The following is a 21816-nucleotide window of genomic DNA, read 5'->3' on the forward strand; positions in this document are numbered from 1 at the left end:
ACATACATCGAATTTTGTTACAATTAATATCAAATTAGGTCCAATGTAAGTAAATTAGCGCAAAGGAAACCAAATTGGCATTATTACCGTATATAAATAAAATCGTTCCCCAAAACTGATTCATACTTTTTTAATGGAATGATATTTGTGAGTCTCTACTCGTAAGTTTTGGCAATTATTTTAAAAATTATGAAGAAGTATTTATTGATTTTTTTAGGATTGAGTTTGTTCCTCTCAAGTTGTAGCAAGAATGATGACACCCAGATTGCCGAGGAAATACAAGAAAATATTACTCCCCCGGAAGCAGAAATAGATGTAACAGTCCAAAACTTTATGTGGCAGACCATGAATACCTATTATTTTTGGCAAAGTGATGTAGTGGACTTGGGAGATTACCGTTTTGCTTCCTATGACGATTATGTATCATATTTGGAAACCGAGGAAGACCCCGGAAAATTTTTTGACGAAAAATTACTTTACACGGAAGACCGATTTAGTTTTTATTCCGATGATTATGAGGAATTGACTCAATCTTTCGCAGGAATATCCAAGAGTAATGGTTTGGAATTCGGTTTGAGCCTATTTGCCAATAGTGATGATGTTTATGGATATGTGCGCTACATTGTTCCAAATTCCAATGCCTCCACCAAAGATATCCAAAGAGGGGACATTTTTACCGGTGTCAATGGCACTACCCTTAACCTGGACAACTATATAGACCTATTATTTGGTGATAACGATTCCTACACCTTAAATATGGCTGAAATCTCCAATAATGTTATTACCGATACGGACAGGGAAGTTTCACTAACAAAAGAAGCCAACTTGACCGAAAATCCGATCCTTATCAACCAGGTATTGGAAACGGGAGGAAAAAAAATAGGCTATATAATGTACAATGCCTTTACCAATGAATTTGACGAACAGTTGAACACCGCCTTTGGCGAGTTCAAGTCAGCAGGGGTTACGGAACTAGTATTGGACCTTAGGTACAACCCTGGTGGGTCGGTAAATTCGGCCCGATTATTATCCAGTATGATTTATGGTACTTATACCAATAGTGTTTTCCTAAAAGCCAGATATAATGACAAACTACAATCGGAGTTTAAGGACGCTGACCTCATTGAGTATTTTGCCGACGCAACGGACAACAATACTCCTATAAATACGTTAGGCCTAAACAAGGTGTATATCATTGCTACTGGCAGTAGTGCATCGGCAAGCGAATTGGTTATGAATGGCTTGGACCCTTACATAAATGTAATCCATATAGGAACCACAACGACTGGAAAGAACGAATTTTCGGTTACCTTTGTAGACGATTTGGAGAATGGCAATGTTTACAATCCTGATAGAGAGGATAAAATCAACCCCGATAATCATTGGGCAATTCAACCATTGATAGGGCGAAATGAAAATACCAATGGCTTTTCCGAGTATACGGACGGACTTGCACCTGACATTTCGTTGAGTGAGGATCTATCCAATTTAGGAATATTGGGCAATATGGATGAACCCCTGTTGGCCAAGGCCATTGCCGAGATTACAGGAACTACTGCAAAAATGGATTTTACAGTTGATATGCCGGTAAAATTAATTAGTAGCTCCAAAATGTTCACAAAGATTAAGGATAATATGTTTATGGATATCAAAAAACCCTTAAACTTGACAAAAAAACAATAGTCAGTCCTCTTTATAAAGTGCCGCTTAAGGCTACAAAGATTAACATAGGCAAAATATTGAGCGACACTATTAATATTACAACTACATTATGAAAAAAATCTTAGGCCTACTTTTAATTGCCATAGCCCTTTCCTGCTCCGACAAGGATGATGACGCGTTCGTCTATCCCAAGGAGTCAACTGTGCAGAATTTTATGTGGCAAGGCCTAAATCTTTGGTATTTTTGGCAGGCGGACGCTCCTAATTTAGGTGATAGCCGATTCACATCCAATGACGACTATGTGGCCTATCTTGAATCCTATACCGATCCTGAGGAATTCTTTTACCAGACCTGTTACAAACACTCTAAGGTAGTTGGCAGCAGCTCCGCTATTGATCGCTTTAGTTTTGTTGAGGACGATTACGAAACATTGGTAAATTCATTAAGTGGCGTGTCCAAAAGCAATGGGCTGGAATTTGGATTGGCCCGAAATGAGGGTAGTACCGACCTTTTCGGGTACGTAAGGTATATAATCCCAAACTCCAATGCTTCCACCAAAGACATTGCCAGAGGGGATATCTTTACTAGAGTAAACGGGGTTCAGCTCAACGACGCTAATTATATAAGCCTCCTTTTTGGAAATTCGGATACCTACACCTTAGGTATGGCAGATATTTCCGGAACAATAGTTACGGATAATGATAAGGAAGTAACATTGACCAAGTCCGAAGGATTGCAAGAGGATCCAATATTGGTTGCGAAGACCGTAGAGGTCAACGGAACCAAAATTGCCTATCTCATGTACAACGGTTTTACAAATAGCTATAATGAACAACTAAATACGGTCTTTGGACAGTTTAAAACGGCTGGGGCTACGGAATTGGTACTTGATCTTAGGTATAACCCAGGAGGTTCGGTAAACAGTTCCAGATTATTGGCCAGTATGGTATATGGCACCAATACCAGTGAATTATATGTAAGACAACGATGGAATGACAAAATACAATCCATGCTGAACAAAGAGCAATTGGAAGATTATTTTGCAAATAAAACAGACTCTGGAACAGCATTGAATAGTCTAAACCTAAACAAAGTATATGTTCTGGCAACAGGCAGCTCTGCATCGGCCAGTGAATTGGTCATGAACGGACTGGCACCCTACGTTAATGTTTTTCATATTGGCGAAACTACCAGGGGCAAGAACGAGTTTTCCGTTACCATGGTAGATGACATAGACAATGACTATATCTATAGGTCCGACAGGGAAAATAAGATAAACCCCAGTAATAGGTGGGCAATGCAACCGCTTATGGGAAGAAATGAAAATTCTGAAGGATTTTCGGACTATACCTTAGGATTGACCCCCGATGTTGTTTTAGCGGAAGATCTTGCGGATCTAGGAGTTTTAGGGGATATAAACGAGCCGCTTTTTGCTAGGGCAATCCAAGAAATTACAGGAGTAAGTGCCAAAAAGGACTTTAGCGTAAAAATGCCAGTAAATGAAATATCCAACTCCAAAATGTTTACACCTTTAAAGGATAATATGTATCTGGACAAACCTGTTGATATTACTTTTCAATAGGCTTTGTACTTAGATTAATACCATCCAAAGCTATAAAACATACCCCCCCTCTTCTACTTGGTCCTTACCTTGTAAAAGAGGGGGTTTCGTTTTACATTTGTTATTGGTCAAGTAACCTTCTAGATTTCCTTTGTCAAAGAAACCCAACCTAATAGACCAATAACCTAATTAAAGTAAATTCCCCCAGGAACTATCCCCACCGTTAATGCTTTTATAGTCAGTTCAGTATTTAGATCATAAACTGTAAGCGTTCCATTACTGGCATAATCTCCTGCATCTGTTCCGTACAACCTGCCATTATTAACGACCATGGTATAAAAACTGACGCCTTCCAAGACGGTTTCCATATTCAAGCTTGTTGCCGACAAACTCTGTTCAAATACGGTATCTCCCAAACGATAGTACAAAATACCCCCATCCAAATTTAAACTACTGGGATGCTGGGTTGTTTCGAATTGGATATTGTTATCTACCTCATTGGTGACCGTATTGATCTTTGTCAGCACCCCTGCAGTTTCATCCCCCGTATAAGCAGGTTTGCCCGAAGCCAGTACCCATAAGTTCCCGGAGGCATCCAATTGCATGGAATTGGGCACGTCCCCCACTGTAAGCGTTTTTATTAGCTCGTTGGAAGTGGTATTGATAACCGAAACCTTATTGTTCTGCCCCCATGCACCCTGATGGGCTACATAAACCGTATTGTCCTTGGCCAAAATGGCCTCAGGGCCCAAAATTACAGATATGGTACCCTCTACGGTATAATTCTGAAGATTGATAATGGCTACGAAATCGTCTGTTTCATCTGCAGTATCACCCCAGTTGGTAACATACCCCTTGCCGTTAGCTTCAATAAAATACCTAGGATTGTTCAATCCGTCGGTAATGCTCGCTATTTTTTCAAAAGTATATCTATTTACTACATTTATCTTGTTGGAGACATTGGCCACTATAAAAGCCTCATTCTCCGTAAATCCTATCGACTGTACAACATTTCCTAAATCCTCATCATTCGTCATTTTATAAATTCCGTTATTTACTACGGACAGATCCTCGGAAATAAAAGTGACCGTTCCCGTGCCATTACTAAAGGGGCCTTCATTGGAAACCAATATTCCATTTGCGTAATCGCCCATTGGCTCTTGGATCTCCTCATCATCATTGGAACAAGACCAGGATAGGCCGATAATCAATAGCGGAAAAAATACATTTCTAATCTTCATTTGTTTAAGCTGATTTAAAATTTAGTAATTAATTGTAGTTGAAAATTTCTATTGGGCATTGGCCTATAGGCCACGTTCTGATAATTTTTATCAAACAAATTGTTCACCTTTAAACCCAAAATAAATTTGATTCCGGAAATGTTAGGCCAATGGTAATCCAATCCTATGTTCCCAACTGTATATGAGGACAAACTGTCGCTATTGTCGGTGGTGGTGTAGACCGAGCCAGTGTATAGAAATTGATAAAAGGCCACCAACTTCTTATATTGATAAGACAAATTTGATCTCAACATATGCTCAGGCACATAAAGAAGCTGATTTTTGGTTGTATTGTCGATCGATTTGGTATAGGCATATTCACTTTCCCAAACCAATTCTTGATTTCCCCATTTCCTTTTCCAGTCAAAACCCAGTTCCATTCCGTATTGGGAAACATCCTGAACATTCATCGCCATCCAAACTCCCTGTGTATTGGGTCGCCATTGAATTAGGTTATCGGTTGTAATACTATAGGCATTTAATGAAAGAGCTATATTTTTTACTTCTATTGTTTGTCCAATTTCCACCTGCCAAGAGGTTTCTGGCAAGACCTCCAAATTACCACTAGCTCCTGCCCCGGACCAATAAAGATCATTGAACGTTGGAACTCTATGGTTTTTGGATCCGTTGATATTTATAATGTAGTTTTTGGCAACCTTGTAACTGCTGTTCAGTGAAAAAAGAAAGGGGTTTTGATAATCGCTGACTACTTCTTGTCTCAGGTTAACACCATAATTCAATTTATCCGAGAGTTCATGGGAAAATAAAAAAGTACCGGAAACGAAACTTCTTTGGGCATTCTCAATAGAAGTCCCCTTGGCCCAAATGGAAGAAAAATCTATAATTCCATTCAAGGTTATTTTGTTCAATTGATATTTGTAATCATAGTTGGCAAGGAGGGTGTTGGCTTGCCCAAAGCTAAACTCCTCCCTTTGATTATTTGGGAAATACCGATAACGTTCATACAAATGCCCCACTTTTAAACGAGCGATCTTCCGTTCGTTAAAGCTACTGAGCTCTATGAGCGACCTGTGGTTTAAATCCCTGTAATTTTCATTGGCCGGGGCCGTCAGGGTACCCGAAAAATCCCTATCCCCGTTAAAGGTATTGTGGTAGACTTTTAAAATTTGTTGATCTGACAAGATAAAACCAACATTGGCATTTATATTAAGTTGATCGTACGCACCATTCTCGTTCCTTAAATCCGTTCCCAAATACTTGTAATCGTTATCCGAAGCTATGTGGTTGACTCCAATTTGAAGGGACGTTTTTTCCTTTCCAAGTGAAGTATTAAAAGCCAATTTACTGGTATTAAAACTACCATAACTTGTCTGTAAACTATTTTTCCAGCCGTCATTAAACCTAAAGCTATCGTTTAGCAGAATAACCCCCCCAACTGCGCCACTCCCATATTGTACAGACCCGCCACCACTTCTAACCACAACATCCCCATAGTTCCCAGGAATTAAAGTATTGAAATCTGTCTGACCGGTAAGTTGGGAATTTATGTTTATCCCATTCCAAACAACAGCGGTCTGTTGGGCGTTGGTACCGCGAAATGAAGCCGAAGAGACCATTCCATAACCATTTTCCTTAAAATATATATTTGAATTGTACCTTAATAGATCGGTTAGTGAGCTACCACTTTTTTCTTGTACGGAATCATTGACTACCCTAACTTTTGTTCCTTTGGAAAAATGAAGCAGTTTGGCGTCGCTCAAAATAACCTCGTCCAAAACAATAACGCCATCTCTCTGCCCAAAAACTTGAGCAAAGGCCATAAGTCCAATAAAAAATAAAAATAATTGCTTTTTTTCCATATTCAAGAAGATCCTTTGCCCGAAGATCTTTTCTATTTTGTGCTGAATATGGCAGGTCTCCTGACTTGCGTACTATCATTTACCTTCCCACCCCATAATTTAGGGCAGTGGTATTAGAAGAAATGATAGCCATCCAATAAACATGGATTAAGCTCACAGTTGCGGGAACAGTTTCGGAGTTTCACCGAATTCCCTTTTAATCCTACCCCTATAACATTAGGGAATAGAAACCAAAATTCGCAGCGAAACTACTACTTTTTTTTGGAAGTATCACTGTCTTTTTTTCTATTTAGTTTATAGGCCAACCAAATAAAACCGACCAAAAAATGCACGACTATAACAGCCGCAATAATGTATATTAGGGTGTTGGACTCTCCTCTCATAATTTTTTATTTGCCCAAAAATAAATACTCTGGTCGCAATAAATTATGACTATTGTTAGGCTTTTAGAAATTTCGATTCAAGAAATTAATGCTACTTTTGAATTCTGAAACAAACCTAAAGCCTCTTGAACAAAGCCCTGCTTTTACCAATCCTTCTATACATTTGTTCTTGTAAACAGACTAAGAAAGAGACTGTTACCAGCTCTGCTTTATCGCAGGCCATTAACATAGAATATGCCCAAGGTTTTACAGTTAATAGGACATCGCCCGATGTAACCATTATTAAAGTATCCTCACCTTGGCCGGAATCGGAAGACAGTTTCACTTACGCCTTGGTAGATAAAGAAAAATTGTCGACCATTACATTAAATAGGGATGAGTATAATGCCATAATTGGGGTGCCCGTCCAAAAAATAGTAGTAACCTCTACCACTCATATCCCTTCATTGGAAGCCCTGGGAGAGACCGAAAAATTAATAGGATTCCCGGATACGGAGTACGTATCCTCCCCAAAGACCAGAAAGCGAATAAATGAGGGCTTGGTGCAGGAATTGGGCAACAATGAATCCTTGAATTCAGAAATGGTAATCGCATTAAATCCGGAGGTAGTGGTAGGATTTAGCATTGACCACCAAAATAAGGCCTACGAAACTATACAACGATCCAATATTCCGGTTGTTTACAATGGAGATTGGACAGAAGAATCACCATTGGGGAAAGCAGAATGGATAAAGTTTTTTGCTCCATTTTTTCAAAAAGAAAAAGAGGCGGATAGTATTTTCAAATCCATCAAGGACAATTACAATAATGCCAAGGCACTTGCAAAAAAAGCGAATATACGGCCAAGTGTTCTAAGCGGAGCCCTTTATAAAGATATCTGGTACCTGCCAGGAGGGAAAAGTTGGGCCTCTAAATTTATAGAAGATGCAAATGCCGAATATCTATGGAACGATACAGCTTCAAATGGAAGCCTTTCCCTAAGTTTGGAAAGTGTAATAGAGCGTGCCCATGATGCCGATTTCTGGATTTCCCCCTCACAATTTGGGAGTTTTTCGGAATTAAACAAAGCCAACCGACATTATGCCCAGTTCTCTGCTTTCAGAAATAAAAAGGTGTATACCTATGCCAATTCCAAAGGGGAAACTGGGGGATTGATTTATTTTGAACAGGCACCGAACAGACCGGATTTGGTCCTAAAAGACCTTATCCATATTTTTCATCCTGAGCTGCTTCCCAACTATATACCCACTTTTTTTAAACCCTTGGATTAAGTGTTTCAATTAAGAACATATAAAACCTATTTTATCATACTGCTTTTGGTAATGCTGGTTTGTTTTATGGTGAACATCAGCTTAGGCTCCGTATCCATACCCATACAGGAAACATTGAATGCGATCATCGGAAAAGCTACCAAAGTGGATTCATGGAGCTATATTATTTGGAACTATCGAATTCCAAAAGCCTTTACAGCCATACTGGTAGGTAGTGGATTGGCCTTAAGTGGTCTATTGATGCAGACCTTATTTAGAAACCCTTTGGCCGGCCCCTTTGTCCTAGGCATAAGCGCCGGCGCAAGTTTAGGTGCCGCCCTCTTAATTTTAGGGTCCTCCCTATTCACCGGTATAATTGCCTTCGGCATGGTAAATGATATTTCCTTGGCACTGGCCTCCAGTATCGGGAGCTTTCTGGTGCTATTGGCGGTCATGGTTGTTGCGGCCAAGGTAAAGGATACTATGGCCCTTCTTATCATTGGTCTTATGTTCGGTAGCATTACCACTGCAGTGGTAAGCGTACTGTCTTATTTTTCCACGGCCGAAAAATTACAGCAATATGTTTACTGGTCTTTCGGAAGTATCGGGAATTTATCCTGGAACCAACTATTGTTGTTGTTAATGATTATAGCGATTGGAATTTTGATCAGTATTTTTTCCATAAAACCCCTGAACGCCCTATTATTGGGAGAAAGTTATGCCAAAAGTCTGGGTGTTAATATGAAACGATCCCGGTATTCCATAATTATTGCCACGGGATTATTGGCAGGTGGCGTAACTGCCTTTGCAGGCCCCATAGCTTTTATAGGCTTGGCTGTGCCGCATTTGACACGACAAATTTTCAACACCACCGATCATAAAATTTTGGTACCGGCCGTATTGATTTACGGCGCCATATTGATGCTGATCTGCGATACCATTGCCCAACTGCCCAATTCGGCCAGTGTTTTGCCCATCAACGCCATAACATCCATCATTGGGGCACCGGTAGTTATTTGGCTGCTACTTAGGAAAAGGAAAATGATTTTTTAATTTCTGATCAATATCGGGCAGTGGTAAAGTACCTTCTATGAATAAGTAGTGTAAAATGAGATATTAAAACGGCAAAACCTATAACTTAGCAATCATAAATTCATCTCAAATAGATACCACAACTTCCCATATCGCTCTAAAAACGGAAAACCTAAGTATAGGCTATTCCAACAAGAAACAACAGTCCTGTGTTGCAAGGGATATTAATTTTTCCCTAGTTACAGGGGAACTTGCGGCAATTGCTGGCATTAACGGAATAGGAAAGTCTACCTTATTACGCACACTTGGCAACGTACAGCCTAAATTATCGGGCAGTATTACTTTGAACAATTTGCCTATGGAACAACATACTATAGCCGAACTGGCTGCTGAAATAAGTGTTGTTTTAACCGAACCTATCGCTTCCAAAAATTTGACGGTGTTGGAACTTATCAGTCTAGGTCGGCAGCCTTACACCAATTGGATAGGTACACTTACCTCGGTTGACAGAGATCAGATCTCAATGGCACTGGACATGGTCCAAATTTCAGAATTAAAGTCCAAAAAATGTTATGAACTAAGCGATGGACAATTGCAGCGTGTAATGATCGCCAGGGCCATAGCACAGGACACCCAGCTAATTTTACTGGACGAGCCTACAACACATTTGGATATATACCATAAGGTACAAATATTGAAATTGCTCAAATCGATTGCCCATACAACGAAAAAGACCATTCTCTTTACTACCCATGAAATTGAAATTGCCATTCAGTTGTGCGACAAAATGTTGATATTGGAAAAAACCCAGAGCACCTTTGGCTCCCCTTGCGAATTGATACAACAAAAAAGTTTTGAAAATCTGTTCCCTACAGACACCATTACTTTCGATGCCCAAACAGGTTCTTTTAGAGTTAATAAGTAATAAAATTCAACATGATTTTTTTTAACACAATCCACTATCTTTACGGCAAAGATCAATAATTAAATGAATGAATTGCTTGTATATGCAGTCCTTGCACTAGTAGGCCTTGCCATTGGATATTTTCTAGGTAATTATATCCAAAATCTAAAAACAAAATCCAGCCAAAGTGCCCTTTTGGAGCGGGAACAGCAATTGAGAACCAACCTCAACGTCCTGGAACAAAAACTATTGGATGCTGAGGAATACAAAGCGCAATTACAATCCGAAAAGGAACAATTGGGTAATAAAATAGTCCGCTATCAGGCGGAAATGGAGAATTTAGACCTAAAAAACAGGGAACAAAAAGGGGAAGTAGAAAAATTACAAGAAAAATTCACCAAGGAGTTCGAGAATTTGGCCAATAAGATATTGGATGAAAAGAGCACCAAATTCACCGAGCAGAACAGGGAGAACATTAAAAATATATTGACCCCCTTACAGGAAAAAATAATTCTTTTTGAAAAAAAGGTAGAGGACAGCCAAAAAGAAAGTGTGGGGATGCATTCTGCCTTAAAGGAACAATTGGCCAATCTTCAAACGCAAAATCTTAAAATAACCCAAGAAGCCGAAAATTTGACCAAAGCCCTAAAAGGCGACAGTAAGATGCAGGGCAATTGGGGCGAATTGGTTTTGGAACGAGTGCTTGAAAAATCGGGTCTGGAAAAAGATCGGGAATATACGGTACAACAAAGCTTTACCAGGGAAGACGGAAGTCGCGTGCTGCCCGATGTTATTATAAACCTGCCCGACGGCAAAAAGATGATCGTAGATTCCAAGGTTTCCCTAACGGATTATGAGCGATATGTAAATGCCGAGGATGAATTGAAGGAAAAATTTCTTAAAGATCATATCAATTCCCTGAGAAGGCATGTGGACCAACTATCTGCCAAGAAATACGAGGACCTTTACGAAATGGAGAGCCCAGATTTTGTACTGATGTTCGTCCCGATAGAACCTGCATTTGCCATTGCAATAAACAACGATAACAACCTGTACAACAAGGCATTTGAACAGAACATAATCATAGTTACCCCTTCTACCCTACTGGCTACCTTACGTACTATTGATACCATGTGGAACAATGAAAAACAACAGCGCAACGCCATTGAAATTGCACGACAGGCCGGAGCCTTATATGATAAATTTGAGGGTTTTGTTGGGGACTTGATGAAGGTGGGCAAAAAGATGGACGAAGCAAAATCCGAATATAAGGGAGCTATGAACAAATTGGTTGATGGCAGGGGAAATATCATTACCAGTATAGAAAAACTAAAGAAAATGGGGGCCAAAGCAAAGAAATCCATCCCCGAATCCCTACTTAAAAGAGCACAGGACGATGATGACGACAACGAAGAACCCTTAACCCTGCTTTAAACAAACTAAGAATTAATATGAAAAAAATACTCGGATTAACCCTGCTCGGTCTGGCTCTAATTATGACGGCCTATTTTTCCTTTGTTTATTTTGTTCCTTATAGCGAAGGTATCCGTTCCGGGGAACTAATCAAAATTAGTCATAAGGGAGTGCTTATAAAGACATGGGAAGGTGAGATAAGCCAAGGAATATCAGGGGCACAAATATTTTCCTTCTCGGTCTTAAAAGACGATGTTATTGACAAGTTGAAAGAATATCAGGGGTCTTATGTTAAAGTGACTTATATTGAGCGCTACAGGACCTTTTTTTGGTTAGGTGATACCAAATATTTTATCACTTCTGTTGAAAAGGAAAACTCTCCCCACTTAAACTAAAAACAATGGACAAATTTAAAACTGCCAGACAATCCAGAATATCCATAACCGAGTTAATGCTGCCTTCACATTCCAATTTTGGTGGCAAGGTACACGGTGGCCACATATTAAACCTAATGGATCAAATAGCCTTTGCCTGCGCCTCAAAGCACTCTAGAAAATATTGTGTGACAGCTTCCGTGAACAAGGTGGATTTTTTGAATCCTATTGAAGTTGGGGAGTTGATTACACTTAAGGCTTCGGTAAATTATACTGGACGCACCTCTATGGTCATAGGCGTACGTGTGGAATCTGAAAATGTAACTACAGGTAAGAAGAAGCATTGCAATTCCTCTTATTTTACCATGGTCGCCAAAGATGCAGACGGACGGAGCACCCCTGTACCCGGCCTAATCATTGAAGACGAACAAGGGGTTCGTAGGTTTTGCCGTAGTATTCAACGGAAAAAACAGGCCATGTCCAGAAGCAGTCAATTTGAATCTTCCCAATTTAAAATGAATGACCACTTAAAGGATTTGGACAACGAAAATGTAAAAATTAATTTGGATCCCGCTTAATTGATTTGGGCTGCGGCCTCCTCGTCCAGAAACCAAATTAATTCCCCTGACGTAGGCGCTACCAAGGAAGCTGGGTAATTCTCATGACCTTCCTCTTTGGTAATTATAGACCTGACCTTTTCTGCTTTACTGCTCCCTGTAACCAAAAACGCAACCGTCTTGGCGTTGTTGATCAGCTTACCGGTTATGGTAATCCTTCTTTGTCCCGAATCGGGATGAATCGCTACTTCACAGTTATTAGGAGAGTCCCAAAGGCCAATTTCATGTGGGAATATTGATGCTGTATGTCCGTCATCACCCATGCCAAGGATCACCAAGTCAAATTGAGGTATGTTGTCCACTATGGGCAATTCCTCTTCCAAGACCTTTCCATATCTTCCAGCCTCCAATTCCGGCAGGTCTTCCCCAAGAACTCGATGAATATTATCTTTAGGAATATTGATCTTGGACAACAAGTGATCTACCGTCATTTTATAATTGCTTTCCGAATCGGTAGGAGGAACACAACGTTCATCTCCCCAATACAAATGAACCGTAGACCAATCCACCTCCTCATAATGCTCTGCCATATAATCAAAGACCACCTTAGGAGTACTACCTCCGGACAAGGCAATATGGGTTGTTTTATTATCTTTTATCAGTTCTTCCAGATAATCGGAAAAGTTTTTGGCAACTTCCGTTTTGGTAGGCGATATATTAATATGCATCTATTATATTTTATAAATTAATTTTTACTTAATAACACAGAAGCCCGGATCGTCGGCCAAGTTTTCACCAGGATTCCTCCACTTCAAGTCCCCTTCCAACAAACGGTCCGAATTAGTTGGACCCCATACTCCGGAAGAATAACCATATATGTTAACATCCGAACCATTCTTCCAATAGTCCAAGATAGGATCTACAAACTCCCATGCCGCTTCCACTTCATCCGCCCTGGCATAAAGTGTAGCATCGCCCTGCATGGCATCTAGCAACAGTCTTTCGTAGGCGTCCATTACATTATTGTCTGCCAGATTGGAATAGTAAAAGTCCAGATTGGCGCGTTCTACAGTAAAGCCCTGTCCAGGAACTTTCACTCCAAATTTAACAAGGATACCTTCATCCGGTTGAATCCTAATGATCAACTGGTTGTCCTTATTGTTCATATCAGAATTTTTGAACACCTGGTGGTGGGGCGATTTAAAATGTATTACCACTTCGGTTACCTTGGTAGGCATTCTTTTGGCGGTACGCACATAGAAGGGAACGTCTTTCCACCTCCAATTATCCACAAAAAATTTGATGGCGGCATAGGTCTCCGTCTTGGAGTTGGGATCTACACCTTCCTCCTCCCTATATCCTTTCACTTTTTTACCATCTATGACAGATGAGAGGTATTGTGCCCTAACGGTATTGTTGTATAAGGTTTCCTCATCGCGCATAATCCGCAATGATTTTAATGCCTTGACCTTTTCATTCCTAATTTCCTGGGCACTGGCATCGATTGGCGGTTCCATTACAATTAATGAAACTATCTGCAATAAATGATTCTGGAACATATCACGAAGCGCACCCGATTTATCATAATAACCGCCCCTTTTTTCCACACCAACACTTTCGGCATTGGTAATTTCTATATGGTGTATGTAATTTCTGTTCCATAGCGGCTCAAAAATACTATTGGAGAAACGGGTCACCAATAAATTCTGAACTGTTTCCTTACCCAAATAATGGTCAATCCTATAGATCTGGGATTCATTGAAGTAGGTCTGCAGACCTTTATTTAGATTCTTTGCGGTCTCCAAGCTATAGCCAAATGGTTTTTCAACAATGATTCGCTTCCAGCCGTCGGTTTCGTTATTTAAACCTTGCTCGGAAAGATTTTTTGCTATTAGCTCGTAGAGACTGGGCGGAGTGGAAAGATAAAATATATAGTTGCCCCCAGTGCTAAATTTATCATTTAAGTCAGATATCCTGGTTGCCAACTTACTGTATACCCTATTGTAATCATCGCCCAGATCCTCATAAAAAAACTTATCGGCAAAGGTGTTTATAAAATCCGAGGATGCGTCCTTTACCTTATCCTTTAGGTAGGTACTTTCCTGGACCACCTTCCTCCTGAACTCACCATCGGTCATGTTACTCCTACTTACTCCCAATACCACGAAATTCTCAGGAAGTTGTTTTGCCTTGTATAAATTAAATAAAGCTGGTACCAGCTTTCTAGCAGTTAAATCTCCTGATGCCCCAAAAATAACAAGCATTTGATTTGCTGTTTTGTTCATATTATAATTATTGGAAGTTTTGCTCAATTTGTTGGGAATTTAAAACTTTGGTTCTAAAAACCGTATAATTGACTATTTTTGATTTTTGAATTATCGTGCGAAGATAAAACTAATTTAGATTATTCATTTATAAACAAGGACACTTAACAAAAGCCACTTTATTTTGTTAAATAACTTTAAGGAAAAAACATGGAAAAAACATATGATTTTGGATTGATTGGCCTAGGGGTAATGGGACGTAATTTTATTTTGAACGTTGCGGACAACAACTTTTCGGCCATGGGATACGATCTTGATGATGAAAAAGTAAATGCACTGATCGAAGAAGGAAAGGATACCAAAAGAGTAAACGCCTCTACAGATATTCAACACTTCGTACAATCCTTATCACAGCCTAGAAAAATCATGCTTTTGGTACCCGCTGGTAAAATAGTGGACTCCGTAATTGAAAGCCTATTGCCATATTTGGACAAAAACGACCTTATCATAGACGGAGGTAATTCCTTTTTTACCGATACCGATCGCAGGGAGACCTATTTACAAAGTAAAGGAATTCACTTTTTTGGCTCTGGGGTCTCGGGAGGCGCAAAAGGTGCCAGGAGGGGTCCAAGCATAATGCCAGGAGGAAACAAGGAGGCCTACAAAGAGGTACAACCCATATTTGAGGCCGTCTCCGCCAAATTTAAAGGAGAGCCCTGTGTAGCCTATTTGGGACCAAAATCTGCCGGCAACTATGTAAAAATGGTTCATAACGGCATTGAGTATGGCCTAATGCAACTTACCTCCGAAATATATGACCTCTTAAAAAAAGCAGGCAAATACAATAATGATGAACTTCATGACATTTTTGATTCCTGGAACAAAGGTAGATTACAGTCCTTTTTAATAGAGATATCTGCAGAGATTTTTAAACAGGAAGATGATAAAGGAGAAGGTAGATTGGTAGATAAGATATTGGACAAAGCCAAACAAAAAGGCACTGGAAAATGGACTTCCCAAAATGCAATGGACCTAGGTATTCCAATTCCCAGCATAGATATAGCCGTGAGTATGAGGGAAATTTCGGCCTTAAAGGAAGAAAGGGTTTTGGCCGATAAGTTGTATAACAGGCCGGAACCGGCCATAATGGACAAAAAGGAAATGGCCAAATGGGCAGAGGAAGCCCTTTACTTTTCCTTTATTACCACCTATGCCCAAGGACTACATCAATTGGCGGATGCCTCCAAGGAATACGGCTACGATCTGGATCTTTCCGTAATAGCCAAAATTTGGAGGGCGGGATGTATTATCCGTGCCGGATTGCTGGAAGACATATCCGCAGCCTTTACCAAGGACAGGCAATTGCCAAACCTTTTGTTATCACCACAGTTTGTTACCAAGGTACAATCTACAGTAGGGGCCGCGAGAAATCTTGTAGCCTATGGGGCCAAAAATGGCATTCCATTGCCAGGTCTTTCCAACTCCTTAACGTATTTTGATGCCTATACCTCTGGCAGATTGCCATTGAACCTTATTCAGGCGCAACGCGATCACTTTGGATCGCACACCTATGAAAGGACAGATATGGAAGGCATCTTCCATACCGAATGGGAATAATAGCCTAGGGATTAAACAAACCTTTGTGTATAACTTTTTTTGGGCTATTTTTAATATTAATTAAAAGTAGCCCAAAATATTTAAGATGAGCGGAAGTATTCAGGACATGAACAATAGAGTGAACCAGAATCGCTCTTTAAAACCTTCCAATAGAGCTAGGTTTAAAGACAACAATAGGGATAACATATATTCCGATTCCTCACCCGCTCTTACAAAACTGAACTTCAAGACCGTTTCCGAAATAGAATTAAAGAAAATAAAGGAAAGAATTAAAAATAGGGCCCTAAGAGATCGCACTAGGCAAACTTATATTTTCCTTTTTATCGTAGTTGTCCTTTTAGGGTTGCTAATTTTACTCTTCAAATAAAAAGAACACCACAACAATATATGCCGTGGTGTTCCCACCTAAAAAACCACTAAACACACATTACCAATTTTAACCCCGCCTTAGAAATAATGTGTCCGCACCACCCAATTATTACGTGATCACAGATTCAAAATTTTGCTTTCCATAGTCGGACCAAGTTCATAGATTGCACCTAACAATTCCTGTTTTAATTCTGAAAGCTTGGAATAATTCCCAGTAGCCTTGTAAATTTCCGCTGTACGATAAAGTATTGTAGGCTCATAGGTTTTGCCTTCAATATGTTTCCTAACAATCTCTAGGGCCCTATCCTTTTCTCCTAGTTTAAAATAACTATAAGCCAATAGATTATAGGATTCCGGAGTAGGCCTATTATCCACTTCAATTTCCGCTACCTTCAGCGCCTTATTGTATTGTTCTGTCAATTCCAAATACATATCTGCATTATAAACATTGTACATAGCACCATAACTAGGGTTCTCCACGGCTATGGCATAACTGTCCAAGTTATGGGTCAATTGCGAGCTGTCCCCCATATACTCAGCTATCTCTGCTTTCAACAGGAAGTAGTCTGGAGACATATAAGTTTTGGTAATGGAATCCAAAATTCGCAATGCCTCTTTCGGATTTTTTTCATAAGAAAATACGATCCAAGCAATTCCTTTCTTGGCATAAGCGTTTTGGGGATCCATTCGTAGTGATTTTAAATAGTGATCATAGGAGTCCCGTATTCTTCCCGCATGTCCGTAATAATCCGCCAAATTGGTATAGGACCACAACATTAAGGAGGAATTCTTTGCGGATTCGGCTTTTTCCTTTGCCTTCTCCATGAAATGAATGGCTGTTTCCAAATCCCCTATATGATCGTTCCATTTGGCCAATCGAATCAAATAATCAAAATCGGACATATTCTTTATACTATCCAGATACTTCTGGGCGTCTACATAATTGCCTAGTTCCATATGGACGTCAAAAAGTAATTTCTGCGACTCTCCAACCCCACTGCCCATATTCCTGGATAATTTGGCCAGCTCCAATGCCTCCTTGAACCGGTGTTGTGAAATGTAGTTACGGGCCAATGCCCTGTAATAGCCGGATTTTCCAATCGCAGCGATTTCAACAGCCTTTTTCAGGGCTCTTTCCGCCATTTTAAGCTGAGTAATATCTCCGGTCTCCTGAAAATACCTACTGTACTCCCCTGCAACGATCCCAAAACTCATAAGCTGCATACTGTCCGGTTTGATCATGGAATTCCATTGCTCAAAATATTTGGATGTTTTCTTGGATTCCGCTGAACTGAGATAAACATCATAATCGCGGATGTCTGTAATTTGCTCTGGAGCCTCCTGGGAACAGGATACCAACATAAGCAACACTATAATTAGAAATGTATATTTCATTGTTGAAGGTTTAAAATACTAGGTGATACTTTCTTAAATAAGGGAGGACTATTGCCATCCTCCCCTATTCTCCTTTTCATCTACTTAAATTATATGGTATATTTTTCTGTTAGATCCGCCCTACTTCTTCATTCCCGTCCGTACCGGAACGGGCGGACAGGCCGGTGCAATTCGCCATTAAACAATTATTCCGAGTAATTGTACAGAGTTGTCCAAAACTGTCATGGCTCATTTCACAGATAAATACCTATTCCGGATTACCCACATATGGAAAACTTGAAGAGACGGTAGCTGTTAACGCAACACCATCGGAAGTTAGTCTTGGAGTATCCGGACTACCATCCATATTTTTATCGGAACCGTCAAAACGGTCCCCTTCAGCCCCACCAAATAGTAGTATTAACGAAACATCTATTACATCATCTGTCAACCTCCTACCGGTAAGTGCTACCTCGTCCCCGTCCGGAACCAATATCCTTCCATCGTTGTCAAAATCGGTTCCCGGATCAAAATAAGTAGTGGGCAAGCTTGGAGAAATCTCCAATACGTCTGCAGCCAAGTAAGTCGTTAGGGTAGCGGCATCCAGTCCCAAAATATTATTCTCGTAATTAAGGGCAGCTGGGTCAATACCTAAAAGATCGGCATACACATCATAATATTGCTCCAATCGAGCTTCATACCCAGCTTGGAAAGTAGCAGCCATTTCCGAAGGAATAGTCCTGTTATGTGCATCCTTTACACTTGGCTGACCCTCCATATCGTATCCAAAAACCGTATTTATTCCAGGTCTCCCCATATGATCCACCTGGGTATAGTTACCCGAAAAATTCACCGCGGTCATACAAGGTTCGCAAGAGCCTCCACAATCAATGCCCGTTTCACTTCCATTCATTATACCATCATTACAAGTGGCCATAGCAATGGGCTCCATCATGTCGTCATCGTTATTACAAGAAGCCATTACAGCCAGTCCCATTATCGACAGGAATAAGTACTTTATATTATTTAGTATCATAGTTGTATTTTTAATAGTTATGTGATTATTGTTTTTTGTTTGTAGTAACCCAGGCCTTATAAACCGGTAATTGCAACGCATTAGTACCTGTAGGGGTTCCTAACAAGGTGTTTGGTACCTCTACGACAATGGACATGGTATTTTTACCTTCAAAAGTATCCACTGCCTCATCAGCAGTCTTAAATCCTCCTGGAGCCATTCCGCCAATGACGGCATTAAATTGGAAGAAATCGAAGAAAAAAGAGTCCTGTCTAGGTCCGGCAAAAAGCGTTACACCATTGGCCGTAGTTGCCTTAATGGCGGTTGTTCCGGAAATTTCAACACTTCCCAACGGGGAGTCCACCAAAACTTCACTGTCCAATCCAGTTTTTACAGGCGTTACAGGTCCAAAGAAATACATTCTACCATCTCTAGGTATGGCCTGGATTACCAAATCCTCTACCAAATCCCCGTCGGTATCAATATTGATTTCGGTTAAAACCATTTCATCAAAGCTTCCATATGCCAAATCTGGCAGCACATTGGACTGAAGGTCTACCACAAAAACAGTATTGTCCGATCCCTCGGAAGGTTCAAATCCGTAAAAATCCGCGATATCCGCAGAAGTTCCCATGGAAGAAGGTGCGTCTATGTGATCCGCAGCCACTAAAATAGCGCCTGCCACCATTAACAAGCCAAGTCCAAATAATAATTTTGTCTTTTTCATAATTAAGATATTTTTAGATTAAAATCACCCTTACCTACGGAGGTTGAATTGTAGGGGTTTGGTTTTAAATGTTAATATTATGTTAACTTATAAATGGGCCCGTTTGCCGAAAAAACAAGCGCGATAAGAATGAAGTACCATATTTTAATTTAATTTTACCCTCTAAAATTTGGATCTATGAATCCTTCGGCCTCTGGTTGGATAGATAAGTTTGGGTATCTGGTAAAGGACAATAATGATTATTTCAGCTCCTTTGAAGATCTATATTCCCTTCTAAAAAGTACCGGTTTTGTATATGGGATCAATTTGGATATCCCCCCTTTTATCATCAAAGAGGTTCCCTTGTCCGAAGATGAGAAAGCAAAGATCAATTTAATAACCGCCCTTTATTTTACCTATAAGCTCAAAAACAAGGAGCACAATTTTGAAGCCTTCCTGGGATACATCTTTATGTTTTATAAAGACTTGGGAATAAACAGAATTTCCTTCCTAAACAAATTCCTGACGGGAAAGAAAACATCTTCCAAACTGGAAAACCTCTTAAATTCCAGAATATATCTGGAGGATAATGTTATCAGCAAGACCTTCAATAACATCATAACCAATTCGCTACTTTTTATAGATGTTCTTAGCTTTAAAAGATATCTAGAGGGAGAAACATCCATAAAGGAATATGCCCAACGATTGGAACATATCACCATAAACATCACATATCATACCTTAAATTCGAAAGAAAAAAACAAGAGTGACGAAAGATTGGCGCAACTTTTTGCCTCCTCGCTGACCTTCATTGAAAGTGTAAAACAGGATTTTGACGGCTCCTATAGAAATGAATTGGTGAACAAATATTCCACTTCGGAAAATAGATATTTCTTGGATGTTGCCTGCTTAACGGTATGGGAAGATCTGTCTTTGGATTACACCGAATCGGACTTTATTTTTGGCTTGGGAAGGGACCTTGGTTTTGATCAAAATGGAATAGCAAATTCGCTGCAGGATGTAACCGGATTTTTTCAATTAAATGCCGACAAAATACCCCATCTAAAAGATCATAATTTGGCTGTCCAATTTTACGATAGCATGTCCAAAATTGTAAACAAATTGATCCTCAGAAATAGCAAACGTCTACAAAAAGAACTTTCGGAAAGTAAGGAATTGGTCACCTTATTATCCAAATCAACGATCAAGGATCTTAGCCCGGAAGAGAAGAAAAAAGTACAAAATCACCTAGTCGATATTTTTAAAAGTATCCCCTCGTTGGCGATTTTTATACTTCCTGGAGGGGCAGTTTTACTGCCAATATTCATCAAATTAATTCCTAAATTACTACCTTCCTCATTTGACGATAACAGGGTTGATGAATAGTCCAAAATTGCCCAAAAACACTACTATAAGAAAAACCTATAGTGAATATTTTTTAAACTTAACATACTGAAAATCAAATAATTAAAATAATTTACTCCAACCATAACTTGAAGTCTTTTACCCTTTCCCTACTTACTATGATTTCCTGTCCATTAAATCGGTTTAATTTGATTTCCAACCTAGAATTGGTATAGGAAACAATGTCTTTTATATGGCTTATGTTCACATAGAATTTTCTGCTCACCCGAAAAAATGAGTTGGGATGAAGTTCCGATTCCAAGCTTTCCAAAGTATGGTCCAGCAGATAATTTCTTCCATCAATTGTGGATGCATAGGTGCCTTTATTCTCACTGTAAAAACATTCTATTTCCTCAGCATTGATAATTTTCAGATGTTGCCCTACATTCACTGTAAACCTCTTTTTGTATTCCCTCTCCAAAGGGTTTACCAACAACTTTTTTATGTCTTCAAAATCGAGTGACATTTTCTGTTTTTCAGGTCTAAAAGTTAGATACTTTTTTACGGCGATTTCCAGCTCTACATCATCTATAGGTTTTAACAAATAATCTATACTGTTCAACTTAAATGCCTGCAGAGCATATTCATCATATGCGGTAGTGAAAATTACCGAACTTTGAATATCAACAGCCTCAAAAATCTCAAACGATAATCCGTCCGAAAGCTGAATATCCAGGAAAATCAAATCGGGATGTTTGTTTTCCCGAAACCATACAATGGCCTCCTCAACGGAATAGAGCATAGTGGACACCCCTACATTCATATTGGTCAGTAATCTCCCCAATCTTCTGGCGGCCGGTTTTTCATCCTCAATAATGATTGCATTCATTT

The 21816-nt window shown here is 39.7% G+C and carries 19 protein-coding genes and 1 riboswitch; of the genes, 11 read left to right on the forward strand and 8 right to left on the reverse strand.

Features of this window, described 5'->3' with window-relative positions; all coding sequences use genetic code 11:
- Window positions 1–189: 189 nt before the first annotated feature.
- Both U735_RS0114925 and U735_RS0114930 read left to right on the forward strand, forming a co-directional pair.
- Window positions 190–1683 carry a S41 family peptidase gene (locus U735_RS0114925; RefSeq protein WP_031444596.1) on the forward strand — a complete coding sequence of 498 codons (1494 nt, stop codon included), beginning with the start codon at window positions 190–192 and terminating at the stop codon, window positions 1681–1683.
- 88 nt (window positions 1684–1771) lie between these two features.
- Window positions 1772–3244 carry a S41 family peptidase gene (locus tag U735_RS0114930; protein WP_031444597.1) on the forward strand — a complete coding sequence of 491 codons (1473 nt, stop codon included), beginning with the start codon at window positions 1772–1774 and terminating at the stop codon, window positions 3242–3244.
- Window positions 3245–3408: 164 nt separating this feature from the next.
- Here U735_RS0114930 and U735_RS0114935 read toward each other — a convergent pair whose 3' ends face one another.
- Together U735_RS0114935 and U735_RS0114940 are read right to left on the reverse strand one after the other, a co-directional pair.
- Window positions 3409–4464, reverse strand: a complete 1056-nt coding sequence (locus tag U735_RS0114935; RefSeq protein WP_031444598.1) for a YncE family protein — start codon at window positions 4462–4464, stop codon at window positions 3409–3411.
- 14 nt (window positions 4465–4478) lie between these two features.
- The gene (locus tag U735_RS0114940) at window positions 4479–6323 is read right to left on the reverse strand and encodes a TonB-dependent receptor (RefSeq protein ID WP_031444599.1); all 1845 of its coding nucleotides are present in this window, start codon (window positions 6321–6323) and stop codon (window positions 4479–4481) included.
- A gap of 33 nt (window positions 6324–6356) precedes the next feature.
- A riboswitch (cobalamin riboswitch) is annotated at window positions 6357–6573 on the reverse strand.
- A gap of 258 nt (window positions 6574–6831) precedes the next feature.
- On the opposite strand from U735_RS0114940, the gene U735_RS0114950 reads away from it, so the two are divergent.
- The 6 genes from U735_RS0114950 to U735_RS0114975 all read left to right on the forward strand — a co-directional run bounded on the left by U735_RS0114950 (window position 6832) and on the right by U735_RS0114975 (window position 12257).
- Window positions 6832–7977: an ABC transporter substrate-binding protein gene (locus U735_RS0114950; RefSeq protein ID WP_031444600.1), complete on the forward strand. Its 1146-nt coding sequence runs from the start codon at window positions 6832–6834 to the stop codon at window positions 7975–7977.
- A 51-nt stretch (window positions 7978–8028) separates the two neighbouring features.
- Complete coding sequence (locus tag U735_RS0114955; RefSeq protein ID WP_051892339.1) at window positions 8029–9009, forward strand: FecCD family ABC transporter permease; 981 nt, start codon at window positions 8029–8031, stop codon at window positions 9007–9009.
- A 202-nt stretch (window positions 9010–9211) separates the two neighbouring features.
- A complete protein-coding gene (locus tag U735_RS0114960) occupies window positions 9212–9913 on the forward strand; it encodes an ABC transporter ATP-binding protein (RefSeq protein ID WP_316933041.1) in 702 nt (233 codons plus the stop codon).
- A gap of 63 nt (window positions 9914–9976) precedes the next feature.
- Window positions 9977–11326, forward strand: a complete 1350-nt coding sequence (gene rmuC / locus U735_RS0114965; RefSeq protein ID WP_031444603.1) for a DNA recombination protein RmuC — start codon at window positions 9977–9979, stop codon at window positions 11324–11326.
- Window positions 11327–11343: 17 nt separating this feature from the next.
- Window positions 11344–11700, forward strand: coding sequence for a hypothetical protein (locus U735_RS0114970; protein WP_031444604.1), 357 nt, complete (start codon window positions 11344–11346; stop codon window positions 11698–11700).
- A 5-nt stretch (window positions 11701–11705) separates the two neighbouring features.
- Entirely contained in the window at window positions 11706–12257 is a 552-nt protein-coding gene (locus tag U735_RS0114975; RefSeq protein WP_031444605.1) for an acyl-CoA thioesterase, read from the forward strand.
- Here U735_RS0114975 and pgl read toward each other — a convergent pair.
- Both pgl and zwf read right to left on the reverse strand, forming a co-directional pair.
- On the reverse strand, window positions 12254–12964 hold the full coding sequence (pgl, locus tag U735_RS0114980; protein WP_031444606.1) for a 6-phosphogluconolactonase: 711 nt from the start codon (window positions 12962–12964) through the stop codon (window positions 12254–12256). The genes U735_RS0114975 and pgl overlap by 4 nt on opposite strands.
- A gap of 24 nt (window positions 12965–12988) precedes the next feature.
- Window positions 12989–14521, reverse strand: a complete 1533-nt coding sequence (zwf, locus tag U735_RS0114985; RefSeq protein WP_031444607.1) for a glucose-6-phosphate dehydrogenase — start codon at window positions 14519–14521, stop codon at window positions 12989–12991.
- Window positions 14522–14710: 189 nt separating this feature from the next.
- Here zwf and gndA point away from each other — a divergent pair, with 189 nt between their 5' ends.
- Window positions 14711–16117 carry an NADP-dependent phosphogluconate dehydrogenase gene (gene gndA, locus U735_RS0114990; RefSeq protein WP_031444608.1) on the forward strand — a complete coding sequence of 469 codons (1407 nt, stop codon included), beginning with the start codon at window positions 14711–14713 and terminating at the stop codon, window positions 16115–16117.
- A gap of 85 nt (window positions 16118–16202) precedes the next feature.
- Window positions 16203–16484, forward strand: a complete 282-nt coding sequence (locus U735_RS0114995; RefSeq protein ID WP_031444609.1) for a hypothetical protein — start codon at window positions 16203–16205, stop codon at window positions 16482–16484.
- A 119-nt stretch (window positions 16485–16603) separates the two neighbouring features.
- Here U735_RS0114995 and U735_RS0115000 read toward each other — a convergent pair whose 3' ends face one another.
- The 3 genes from U735_RS0115000 to U735_RS0115010 form a co-directional block, all read right to left on the reverse strand.
- On the reverse strand, window positions 16604–17881 hold the full coding sequence (locus U735_RS0115000) for a tetratricopeptide repeat protein (protein WP_031444610.1): 1278 nt from the start codon (window positions 17879–17881) through the stop codon (window positions 16604–16606).
- Window positions 17882–18128: 247 nt separating this feature from the next.
- Complete coding sequence (locus U735_RS0115005; RefSeq protein WP_031444611.1) at window positions 18129–18896, reverse strand: DUF4331 family protein; 768 nt, start codon at window positions 18894–18896, stop codon at window positions 18129–18131.
- A gap of 25 nt (window positions 18897–18921) precedes the next feature.
- Window positions 18922–19602: a DUF4331 family protein gene (locus U735_RS0115010; protein ID WP_031444612.1), complete on the reverse strand. Its 681-nt coding sequence runs from the start codon at window positions 19600–19602 to the stop codon at window positions 18922–18924.
- A 177-nt stretch (window positions 19603–19779) separates the two neighbouring features.
- Between U735_RS0115010 and U735_RS0115015 the strand changes: the two genes are divergently transcribed.
- A complete protein-coding gene (locus U735_RS0115015; RefSeq protein WP_031444613.1) occupies window positions 19780–20967 on the forward strand; it encodes an LETM1-related biofilm-associated protein in 1188 nt (395 codons plus the stop codon).
- A gap of 91 nt (window positions 20968–21058) precedes the next feature.
- On the opposite strand, the gene U735_RS0115020 is transcribed toward U735_RS0115015, so the two are convergent.
- The gene (locus tag U735_RS0115020; protein WP_031444614.1) at window positions 21059–21814 is read right to left on the reverse strand and encodes a LytR/AlgR family response regulator transcription factor; all 756 of its coding nucleotides are present in this window, start codon (window positions 21812–21814) and stop codon (window positions 21059–21061) included.
- Window positions 21815–21816 lie beyond the last annotated feature (2 nt).

Source organism: Arenibacter algicola (assembly GCF_000733925.1).
GTDB classification, from domain to species: Bacteria; Bacteroidota; Bacteroidia; order Flavobacteriales; family Flavobacteriaceae; genus Arenibacter; species Arenibacter algicola.